General features: G+C 39.1%; 10 protein-coding genes. 9 read left to right on the top strand and 1 reads right to left on the bottom strand.

Going from position 1 to position 11,256, the window contains the following annotated elements; translation table 11 throughout:
• The first annotated feature begins 369 nt into the window (after positions 1-369).
• The 9 genes from ACWXWT_RS18055 to ACWXWT_RS18015 all read left to right on the top strand — a co-directional run bounded on the left by ACWXWT_RS18055 (position 370) and on the right by ACWXWT_RS18015 (position 10,099).
• Positions 370-1,563, top strand: coding sequence for a serine hydrolase domain-containing protein (locus ACWXWT_RS18055; protein ID WP_456042968.1), 1,194 nt, complete (start codon positions 370-372; stop codon positions 1,561-1,563).
• Positions 1,564-2,048: 485 nt separating this feature from the next.
• Positions 2,049-4,187, top strand: a complete 2,139-nt coding sequence (locus ACWXWT_RS18050) for a TonB-dependent siderophore receptor (RefSeq protein WP_456042967.1) — start codon at positions 2,049-2,051, stop codon at positions 4,185-4,187.
• Between the two features lie 80 nt (positions 4,188-4,267).
• Entirely contained in the window at positions 4,268-4,987 is a 720-nt protein-coding gene (locus ACWXWT_RS18045; protein ID WP_456042966.1) for a DUF4198 domain-containing protein, read from the top strand.
• A gap of 56 nt (positions 4,988-5,043) precedes the next feature.
• On the top strand, positions 5,044-6,231 hold the full coding sequence (locus ACWXWT_RS18040; protein WP_456042965.1) for a DUF1624 domain-containing protein: 1,188 nt from the start codon (positions 5,044-5,046) through the stop codon (positions 6,229-6,231).
• Between the two features lie 42 nt (positions 6,232-6,273).
• Positions 6,274-6,468 carry a hypothetical protein gene (locus tag ACWXWT_RS18035; protein WP_456042964.1) on the top strand — a complete coding sequence of 65 codons (195 nt, stop codon included), beginning with the start codon at positions 6,274-6,276 and terminating at the stop codon, positions 6,466-6,468.
• Between the two features lie 185 nt (positions 6,469-6,653).
• Positions 6,654-7,541, top strand: coding sequence for a nuclease-related domain-containing protein (locus tag ACWXWT_RS18030; protein WP_456042963.1), 888 nt, complete (start codon positions 6,654-6,656; stop codon positions 7,539-7,541).
• Positions 7,542-7,639: 98 nt separating this feature from the next.
• Positions 7,640-8,464 (top strand): hypothetical protein, encoded by an 825-nt coding sequence (locus ACWXWT_RS18025; protein WP_456042962.1) that lies wholly within the window; start codon positions 7,640-7,642, stop codon positions 8,462-8,464.
• Positions 8,464-8,964, top strand: a complete 501-nt coding sequence (locus tag ACWXWT_RS18020) for an ImmA/IrrE family metallo-endopeptidase (RefSeq protein ID WP_456042961.1) — start codon at positions 8,464-8,466, stop codon at positions 8,962-8,964. The genes ACWXWT_RS18025 and ACWXWT_RS18020 overlap by 1 nt, the downstream gene beginning before the upstream one ends.
• A gap of 1 nt (position 8,965) precedes the next feature.
• Positions 8,966-10,099 (top strand): beta family protein, encoded by a 1,134-nt coding sequence (locus tag ACWXWT_RS18015; RefSeq protein WP_456042960.1) that lies wholly within the window; start codon positions 8,966-8,968, stop codon positions 10,097-10,099.
• A gap of 3 nt (positions 10,100-10,102) precedes the next feature.
• Here the strand turns inward: ACWXWT_RS18015 and ACWXWT_RS18010 are convergent, their stop codons facing one another.
• A complete protein-coding gene (locus ACWXWT_RS18010; RefSeq protein WP_456042959.1) occupies positions 10,103-10,861 on the bottom strand; it encodes a sce7726 family protein in 759 nt (252 codons plus the stop codon).
• Positions 10,862-11,256 lie beyond the last annotated feature (395 nt).

The raw sequence follows: 11,256 nt of genomic DNA, 5'->3' as shown, positions 1-11,256 counted from the left end.
ATAAAAAATAACACATTCCCACCCTCCATGGCGGTCAGATGCTGGAGGTAGAGTAACGCAGGAGCTTGTTACCGAGGATCACTATTCGCTTCAATCATCTGCCTTGCCTACAGCACTTTGAACTCCCACTAAAAGATCACATATTTAATAGGATTGGTATAATACCCCCAACCTAGGTTGGCTCCCCCCACCAGTAAAACTACGGTGTACTCATAAGCACAAGTGCATCAAAAAAGCACTTCAAACAAGGCCACAGCCTAGCCTACTTATTGACAATAAAACGTTACCACATTGTTAAGTATTTGATTTATGACGATGATAGCTATAAGTTATTGTCATTACATCCATTTTATCTATCTGGAAACGTCAATGTCGACTTTGTTCAAATTTATCAAAGGTGCTTTATTCAGCATTCTTGTTATTGCAATCATCCTTGTGGCGTTTAATTGGCAAAGCGTTAATCGCTTATACAGCGTGGTCACCTTATTTAATGAATCATTAGTCGTAAATAATTTTTCCCATATGAAAGATGTCTTTTTTAACAAAAAAATCGATAAGCAAGGCGAGCCTTATGTATTCGACGTCGCCTTAACGCCTTTGCCTGAATCGTTTATCTATAGAAACAGCTCAACCAATACCGAAGCGTTTCTCAACCGCAGAGCAACAACCGCCTTACTGGTGCTAAAAGACGACAAAATAACCTATGAGCAATATTTTTTAGGCACTAAAAGCGACGACAAACGTATTTCTTGGTCAATGGCTAAATCATTTGTGTCGATATTGTTTGGCATGCAAGTCGATGCAGGCAACATTGATATCGAAAAAACTGTCGGCTTTTACCTGCCAGAACTGGCTAAATCTGGTTATGGCAAGGTCAAAGTAAAACACGTATTACAAATGTCGTCTGGCGTTAAATGGAACGAAGACTACCAAGACTTCTATTCTGACATTAACAAAATGGGGCGTGTACTGGCCATCGGCGGCTCGTTAGATCAAATGACCAGCGAACTGATTAATGAGTCAGCCCCAGGTAAAGCATTTCATTATGTCAGCATGGACACCCACGTTATTGGCATGATACTCAGGCGAGTCACCGACAAATCGTTAGTCGAGCTTTTACAGCAAAATATTTGGAACACCATTGGTATGGAAAGCGACGCCTATTGGCTTACCGACTCCCAGGGCACTGCCTTTGCCTTAGGCGGCTTAAATGTTACCACCCGCGACTACGCCCGCTTTGGCCGATTATTGCTTAATAATGGTGAGTATAACGGCAAGCAAATTATCTCTGCGGAGTGGATAAAAGCCGCCACTACACCCCAAGCGGAATACCTTAAACCGCAAAAAGACAAGCTCGGCTACGGCTACCAAATTTGGTTACCACCAGAAGCACAGCAAGGTGAGTTTTTCTGTGTCGGCGTATACGGACAATATATTTATGTAAACCAACAACACCATGTTGTGATAGTGAAAAACAGTGCTGATTTAGGCTTTCAAGACGCATTAATTTCTAAGCACGAAACCATCGAATTTTTTCGAGAGATCGTAGCGTCATTAGAATAATACCTAAACACAACATGAATGAGACAGCAAAACCGCTTGGGCGAGCCACCCTTTTATGGCTTTGCCCAATAGGCTTAACAATACATAACCGTGCAAAACGTTAGCGAAAGGACAAGTCGTCAACATTTCGATGAAAATTTTTCACATTTATGGTTTTTACTCGTGGTCATTTTTTATTTGACGATAATTTAATCAAAAAATGCCATCCGCGCGCTACCTTATGTCTCCAACATTATAATTTCAAATGGTTTTTATGAAAGTCTATCCGCATCAAGCTCCCCATTACCCCCCCATTTATTTACAAAAGTAAAAGTTTGTTTTGCGATCAATATATGAATTATCAAAATTGTAACTAGTAATCATTCTCATTAACATTTATACATACCCCCTTCCTCGCTTTGAGTGATGAGATTAAGACATGTTTTGATGTCATAACCTGGATCTCAAGAGATAGTTTGGCTATTTACAGAATAGATGGGTTGATAATGAAAGAAGTGAATAAGTTGAAGTACACCGCTGTTGCTATCGCCGTATGTTTAGGGCTACCACATGCAACCACTGTTTATGCACAAAATGAAGATCTTGATAGCTTAAACATCGAGAGAATAGAAGTGCGGCATCAACGACAAGCCTATCGTGGAGATGTGCCGCTCAAAGAAACCCCCCAAGCAGTAAGCATTGTAAATGGTGATTTATTACAAGATGCTGGCATTGTTAGTTTTCAAAACGCCTTAGACTTAGCCAGTGGTATCGAAAGGCAAAACAGTTTTGGAGGAATGTGGGATAGCTTTGCTATTCGAGGTTTTGCCGGAGATGAAAATCTACCATCAGGCTATTTAGTCAATGGCTTTAGTGCCGGTCGGGGTTTCAGCGGGCGTAGAAATACAGCCAATATTGAGAGTATTGAAATACTTAAAGGCCCTGGTTCAGCACTTTATGGGCGCAGTGAACCTGGGGGAACCGTCAATATCATAACCAAAAAACCACAGTTTTTCGAAGAGGGTTACTTACAAATATCTGCTGGTAATCATGGCACTCGTCAAGCCGAAGCTGACTACACCAATGCATTGACTCACGATCTAGCGTTTCGCATCAACGGCGCTTATGAAAACTCAGATAGCTTTCGTGATGATGTGGAAATCAATAGTGCGACATTTAACCCGTCTCTACTTTGGAATATCTCAGATAATACTAATTTAACTTATGAGCTAGAGTTCTTAGATCAAGAAACAACGTTTGATCGCGGCATCGTCGTACTTGATAATACCTCAGCCTCTATTCCCGTAAACCGCTTTTATGGTGAACCAGAAGACGGGCCTATCGCTATTCAAGCAACGGGGCATCAGCTCGTCATACAGCATAATATCAATGATGGCTGGGATATGTTGGCAGGTATTGGGCTACGAGACTCGTCATTTAAAGGCTTTTCTTCCGATGCAGAGTTGTCTGGCAGCCGTCAGCTAGTCTATAGCGATGCAGAAACGCTTGTTAGACAAAGACGCCACAGAGACTTTGATGCATCCGACATTTCAGCTCGGCTTGAATTAAGCGGCAAAGTTCAAACGGGTGCATTGATACATCATTTATTAATTGGTATTGACGGCTACGATTATCAGCTTGAGTCATTACAAAGCCGTTGGCGTGTTGCTGGCGGTTCAGGTGATAGCACCTATGCAACAAATCTCTTAGAACCAATATATGGCCAAGATCGCCCAGAAGTCTCACCATTTGTGGACCAGTTAGAAGAGCAAGAGTCTTTAGGCGCTTACATTCAAAATCAAATTGATTTGAATGATCAATGGAAAATATTGCTTGGAATACGGTTTGACAAATTTGAGCAAACCATCACCAACAACTTCAATGGAAACATTGCACAGCAAAACCAGAACTCAACAAGCCCAAGGGCGGGTTTAGTCTACAACGCCAACGAAAATATAACCCTTTATACTAGCTATGCCGAAGGTTTCAGACCCAACTCAGGGGCTGGAGCAAATGGTGAAACGTTTGAGCCTGAAGAGAGCAAATCTTATGAAATGGGCATGAAATGGTCTACCGATAATGATGTATTTAATGGTTCATTGGCATTATTCAAAGCGCAAAAGAGTAATATTTTAACTGCAGATCCTGTCAATACAGGTTTTTCTGCGGCACTTGGTGAAGCACAAAGCCAAGGTATAGAGCTCGACATTCATTCTCAAATTGGTGAAAACACAACCCTGTCATTAGCATATGCTTATACCGATGCAGAAACGGTCAATGATGTGGTAAACGCCGACTGGGGTGTTGCCATTCCTTCTGGTTCTAAGCTCATCAATATTGCCGAAAACACCGCTAATATCACTTTGCAGCATTTCATGGTTATCAATGATTATGAGGCCAATATCGGTGCAAGCATTAACTATGTTGGCGATCGTTTAGGTGAAACAATAGACCCAGAATATGTATTGCCTTGGTATACCGTCACACGGCTTTTTGGCTCTATTGATTTAAGTGAAAACTATGAACTTAAATTCGATATAGAAAACTTATTTGACGAAGAATACTACTCAAGTTCTTACCACAAGCTTTGGACAATGCCTGGCGCCTCTCGAACTTATCGAGTCAGTGTTAAATATAAGTTCTAAACCTCCAAACGCGGCCTGCGGTTACAGGCCGCGTTTTCATTGCAGTGAATCACTGAGACCAAATACATATGAAACAAACAATGATTAAGATATTAATATGCAGCTTCGCTCTGCTTTCGCTTAATGCCAATAGCCACGGAATATGGTTTGCTGAGCGATCGTCTCAATTGGCTCTGGTTTATGGCGAAGGAGCCGATGACTTAGACACGGTTAAACGACATCAGAAAATCAAAAACGTTACTGGCTTTAACCCTAACTGGATACCAGTAAACACACAACTTGTTGCCACTGGACCATTACTAACATTAACCAACCAAGAAGAAATAACCGCGGTTGCTGCAATGTTGGATAATGGGTTATGGAGCAAAACACCAGATGGTACATGGCACGCAAAAGGACGAGATGCTTTTCCAAACGCATTGCTAAGTGAGCACACAATAAAATATGCCGTGCATCTTCGTGGTGAGTTACGCGAAATCCCTGTACTGCCTCAGCAAAAGTTACAAATTCATCCAGTTGGTAAAACATTTCCCCAGCAGAAAGGTTCAGATGTGATATTTCAAGTCCTTCTGGATGGCAAACCTGTGGCTGGTGCGAGGGTAATTCGTGACTTTGTGAATGATCCTGATGCAGAAGTACTGCTATCAGATATACAAGGTCGAGTTGTTATAAATGTGCGCAATCAAGGACTCAATGTCATCGCTGCTATTGTTGATACCCCAGCAAAGAAAATTGATGTTATAGACAAAGTAGAGCATTTAGCGACGTTATCCTTTGTTTTACCCCATGCAGCTGAATAATTTTCCGCCATGCTGATAAACGAATATTAATTATATCTACCGTTAAGAGCTTTATAGTGAATACCATAATAAACAAAAAGTTGAGTCAAACTACAGACGTAATTATTGATCAACCAAAAAATAGAATTACTGCTATCGACGCCTTACGTGGGTTAGTCATGCTGCTAATGCTTGTTGACCATGTAAGAGAACGGTTTTTCTACCATCATGTGTTAACCGATCCCATGACATTAGCTGACACCGATACGTCATTATTTGCAACGCGCATGCTCACTCACTTATGTGCGCCAGTTTTTGTTTTTTTAACGGGTTTATCGGCTTGGCTTTATGCTCACCCGCACAATAAGCCTGAACGGTCTCCTCAGCATTATTTATTGAAGCGCGGTTTATTTCTTATTGTAATAGAAATAACCCTGATTAATTTTTCATGGTTTGGCAATTATCAGGCGTTGTACTTACAAGTGATATGGGCAATAGGAATAAGCATGATTGCCTTGGCACTTGTCGTAAATTTGCCAAGATGGTTCATTGGTGTATTGGGTATAGGTATTATTTTTGGCCACAATTCATTGACCTTTATTTCATTTTCAACACACGAATGGGGTTACCATTTATGGACTATTCTCCATGACCGAGGTTACTTATACCTTGGTGAAAGCTTTAAAATAAAAGCCTCTTATCCTGTGTTACCTTGGATTGGCGTTATTTTTATTGGCTATTTTTCAGGCACCTTATACACCCATAAAACTGAAGCACAACAGCGTAAAAAATGGTTGTTAATGGCTGGTGCTGGCTCACTACTAAGCTTACTTATTTTACGAGGACTAAACCTATATGGTGAAACGATGCCTTGGATTGTCAGCTCAAATTTAGCGGATATGTGTAAATCATTTTTTAATTTTTCAAAGTACCCACCATCACTATTATTTTTGTTGCTCACATTAGGTGTTGGCGTCTTGCTATTGGTATTACTTGAAAAAGCAGGTGACAAAATTACAAAATTGCTTTCCGATTTTGGCTCAGCACCAATGTTTTTTTACATATTACATCTCTACCTACTGCTCATCACTTATCGTATTGTTGAAGTTTTTTTTGAACCCAATCACGGGGACTACAGAGGTGTTGACCATATTTGGCAAATATGGGGGATTGCAATAGCCATTGCCATCATGCTCTATTTTCCAACTACATGGTTCGCTGAGGTGAAGAGAAACAGTCAATCTATTTGGATAAAATATTTTTAACCAATAAACAGTACCTTTGCAGTTTTATCGGCAATAGAAAAAGTGGGCACTGCAACAGACCCACTTTCGCGTAGCGCGCGCCAACAACGTCATGTTGTTATTGTTAAAAACAGTGCCAATTTAGACTTTCAAGATGCGTTAATGACTAAGCACGACACCATCGAATTGTTCCGTGAGATTGTACGGTCATTAGCGTTCCCCATCACCACACCACCAAGCCTAACCACGACAAAATAGTCGCCAGTTGCAGCAAAATAGCCTGGGTGAGTCACCCTTTCATAACTACGCCTTACAGGTTAAATACCAAATAACAGCCTATTGCCACTTACATTTTTATAAAACGGGGAGTATATTATTTCTGCAGATTCATGGAATTAGATTTGCAATCTGTAACAACGTTCGCACCACAATCAAGGATGACAATGACAAGCTTGTTTACTAATTTATTCGCTGTAGCCATATTGCTTTCAGGCATATTGCTGATCGCGGTGCTGATGAAAGTCATGCTCAAGTATCGCGAGTACACGGTAAAACTACCCGTCGATCGTGACCAACTTCAGCGTATTCCCGCTTTTGGCTTACAGCAACAAATCCAAGACTTACAGTTCGATTTAATCTCCGGTTTAAGCATGGCATTAATGGTTGTCAGTTTTCCGTTTGCTTATGAAAGTATCCAAACACATATTGCTGCAAGCACATTCCCAATTACGTTCATCCCAATTGTAATCATCGGCTTAACCTATTGCGGCTATAAAACGTGGAAGATCATTACCAAACTCACTAAATTACGCCTAGGCCACACCGCAGAAATCGCCACTGCCAATGAGCTAATCGGCTTACAAGCTTTGGGCTATCAAGTGTTTCACGACATCCAAGCAGACGGCTTTAACATCGATCACTTAGCCATAGGTAAAAATGGCGTATTCGCCATCGAAACCAAAGGCCGCCATAAGCGCAAACGCGACAGTAAATCGACTAGCGCTACCCAAGGTAAAGACTACCAACTATTTTATAAAGACGGCCGTTTACACTTCCCGTCTTGGACAGAAACCAAGCCGATCGAACAAGCAACTCGCCAAGCAATCCCTAATAAAGAGCAGGTCAGTAAATGGCTCACCAAAGCTATAGGGCAAACCATCCCTAATAAAGAGTTTGCCAGCCAAACAAAACCACCGTTTGCACTTTTTTGTAATAACAGAGTTAAATCACAAACAGCTGGTCAAAACCATACCGGCCGTCCGAACCCAAGCACTCACCCAACAACAAGTCGACGCGATAGTGTATCAAGTCGCGCAGAGATGTTTGAGTAAGAGTGAGGTAGGGAAATGATAGCTATTGGAAGGTTTAGTCCGCCTGCACTTATGATGATTGAGCAAACCAGAACAACTTACAAAAGAAACATAAAAAAATGCTAATTCCAGATAATAATGTAATATCATTAAATCAACAATTTACGTATAGAAAACTAGAGTTAATAATGATGAATTTTTTTGTTAAAGCTATTGTTTTATTAGTATATTCTATGCCTGTCCTTTCGAGTGAACTTAGTGTAGTGGAAGAAAAGAATCAAACTACTGCTAATAATGTTCAAAACACAGAAATAATTGACTCTTTAACCTCTATATCTGAATCACTAGATACTTTAGCAAAAGCCACCATCCAGCTGTCTTTGACTTCAAATGAAATAGTCGACCATAAAATTAAAGCTGATTATAGAGAGCTCCATTACAAAATACTACAAAGTTCTAAAGCCATCAATGAAGCAATAGCAAAAGGCTCACTTAGTAATGAACCGCCCAATGATTACCCTCGGCTAAAAACAAGAGTAGATAATTTATATCAACATCATGATTTTTTTACGTATGCTGATTTTGCTGCTATCGCAATAACTTCAGTATCAGTACTTATAACTATTGTTGGCCTCGCTATTGCGGCACTTTCTTTTTGGGGGTATAAAAATATAAAAAACACAACAACAAAAACTGCTGAAGCTGTGGCGGAGAAAGTTGCAGGCGATACAACAGAACAAAAAATTGATAATGTCGTCAAGTGCAAACTAGAAGAACTTATAGATGAAGGGAAATTTACAAAACATTTAGAAGATGTAGTTGATGCATTTATCCTCAGAAATAAAAATGATAACAAAAGCGTAAATTGGGACGAATTAGATAACGATATCAATTGGGATGAATTTAACGCAGCAATTGATAGTGTCGAAAAAGGTGATGAGTAATGACTTCGAGAGAATGGAGAAAGTTAACCGCAGAGCAAGTTGCAATAATAAAAACTCACCAAACAGATTTTCCTATAAAAGTTGGAGCCATTGCTAAAGATCTTGGACTAATTGTGAAGGCATCAACCTTGCTAGGTAATATTTCTGGCGAAATAAAAGAGACAAATGGTAAAGTAATAATACGAGTCAATCGACATGATGTTAAAAATCGTCAAAGATTTACTTTGGCCCATGAGATTGCTCATTTTCTACTTCATCGCGATCTTATTGGGGATGGCATTACTGATGATGCGCTTTTTAGGTCTAAACTTTCAACTGCAATTGAAACTGAAGCCAATAACTTAGCTGCTGATATACTGATGCCAATGCATCTATTGACTCGCCACAAAAAAATCAATGAAAGCAATCACAAAGGTGAAGCTTTATATGAAAAGCTTGCACAAGATTTTGAAGTTTCACCAACATCTTTAAAATATCAATTAGATAATTATAGAGGTTAATTTGTTTTCATTAGAACAAAACTTGCTGTTCCAATACGCGCCTATCCTTGCATTAAATCCTTCTGAAATGACTGCTCTGGAGCAGTTACCTGAAAAAGATAAAGATGCTATTTTACCAATGTTTCCATTGAAAGGATGGACTACGGCTCATAATCTTAAGAGCTCTATAGAAAGAATCAATAAATCAATTAACGGCAGAAAATTCATTGCTGATATTGATAGTGATTTTATCTTCCAAAACAAGAAGTATATTGCTACTCATGAATACCCTAGACATGTTCATGAAGAAATCCATCTACTACTGAATTCTAATAATGGATACGATAATTGGGTTAAATTTATACAGAGCACTCCCAATGCCATACCAACTCTGCAGCTTGATAATCTAGAACAGTTGGATAGACAAATTATATCTTTAGCTAATTTAAACCGTGGATTGGTTATTCGCTTCAAAATGCAAAGTAGTTCTGCAACGCTCTTTAATACTGTAGCCAGATCTTTAGTAGGGAAAAATATAAGCCAGCTATTGTTTATATTTGACCATGAAGATGTTGGAAGATTAGACATTTTAGAGGTTGGTAAACATGCACAGTTGATACAAAGTATGCATCGTCTATTCCCTAGAGCAATCTTTTCAATATCATCAGCATCTTTTCCTTCAAGTTTTGCTGGTTCATATCGTGGAGAGATCCCTATATACGAAAGATTACTTTTCAATGGAACATATAAAAACTGCACAGCCGACATTACAATGCTTTACTCCGACCGCGGTGGGGCGAGAGCTGCCAAGCTTAGTGGGGGTGGCTCAACTCCTCCACCAAGAATTGACTACGCATTGAAAAATGACTGGCGCTTTATTCGAAAAGAGTTTGAGGACTCTCAAAATATTGCTCGTGGAGAAAAAGAGAGACTATACAAAGAAGCGGCTATAGAAATGATGCATAGTGATTACTGGATTAAAGATCTCAAACTTTGGGGGGTCCAAATGATAGAGAAAACCTCCGAAGGAGATACATTTGGTATAACCTCTCCAAACCGAGCTACAGCAGTAAGAATAAATTTACATTTATATCAACAACTCCATTATAACGATGTTATAGAAGATCTTGATACAGATGAAGACTGGGTTGATTAATTTTTAACACAGTTTAGGCGGCTCAAAGTCATCTAAATTATCATCGAGCCCTATAGCGTTAAGAGCATGGACAATATCATCAACACTATCTGGTATTATTGTAGGCTTCATATTATGTAGCTTAAATCGACTTAATAAATTGATATCATTTGGGGTAATCTTTCTACCGATAACTTGATCAAAAAACATTTTTGAAGATAGCTGGTATCTTTGAGTAAGGGCCTTAAAAGCAGCATCTCTTAATAAACTATGGTTAACTTTAGATAAACAGCTAATTAAGTCCTGCCTTCGTTTTGATTGTGATTTTATGCCAATTCTATTTACTACTTTGCTTAAGTCAGAGACGCTCATCATATCAATGAAACTATTAGGATTTTTAATTAATTTTTTTCTTCCTTTTTGTTTCACGATAATTTTGTTTCTCTGAATTTCCCACAGAGCTACTGATGTAGGAATCATACTTAATACTGCACCCACATGTTTACTTGCAACAACTACGAAGACTTTGTCAAAAAATTGTGAATAGATATCTATCTGGCCTTTGAGCCTAGTAAGACTATCAGCTTCACTTTTTATTTCAAACCCCCACAACTCTTTCCCTTTAGTAATAGCAAGGTCAACTCTACGAGAAGCACCGTCTACTGTAAACTCATTAAAAACTGTATCTAAGGAAGAAATAAAACCATTTGAAATCAGAAAATTAAGTACCATCGATTTAATTTCAGGCTCCAAAACTCTCCTATTAATATCTTCCTCAATCATAAAATCACCTAACAATATTTACTTTGAATAGTAGTAAAGTATAACAATTAAATTCGAGAATTTCCCCTAATAAATGGGGTCAGACTCTGACCCCACTTATCACGTTAGGCTTAGCTGGTGAATACTTCTATAAACTCAGGAAACGCTTTATCCCTGCTGAACTTCTGCCACCAGCATGGTTAGACTGGCCACTGCGCATGCTTACAATACAATAAATGGGGTCAGAGTCTGACGAATCCCCATGAAATAACAAACAGGAACAATAAGATATTTTAAATTAGGTGGGAACATTCATGGCATTTGGTGATCAAATTTATCGCCAAACAAAAATTACCACGAGTAAATGCCATGAATGCAAAACAAGTTTTATCAAAATGTCTCTCACTTGTCACCCC

This window comes from Shewanella sp. A22 (assembly GCF_053850585.1).
Note: the sequence above shows the minus strand (reverse complement) of the source record. Positions and strands in the feature narration are given on the sequence as shown.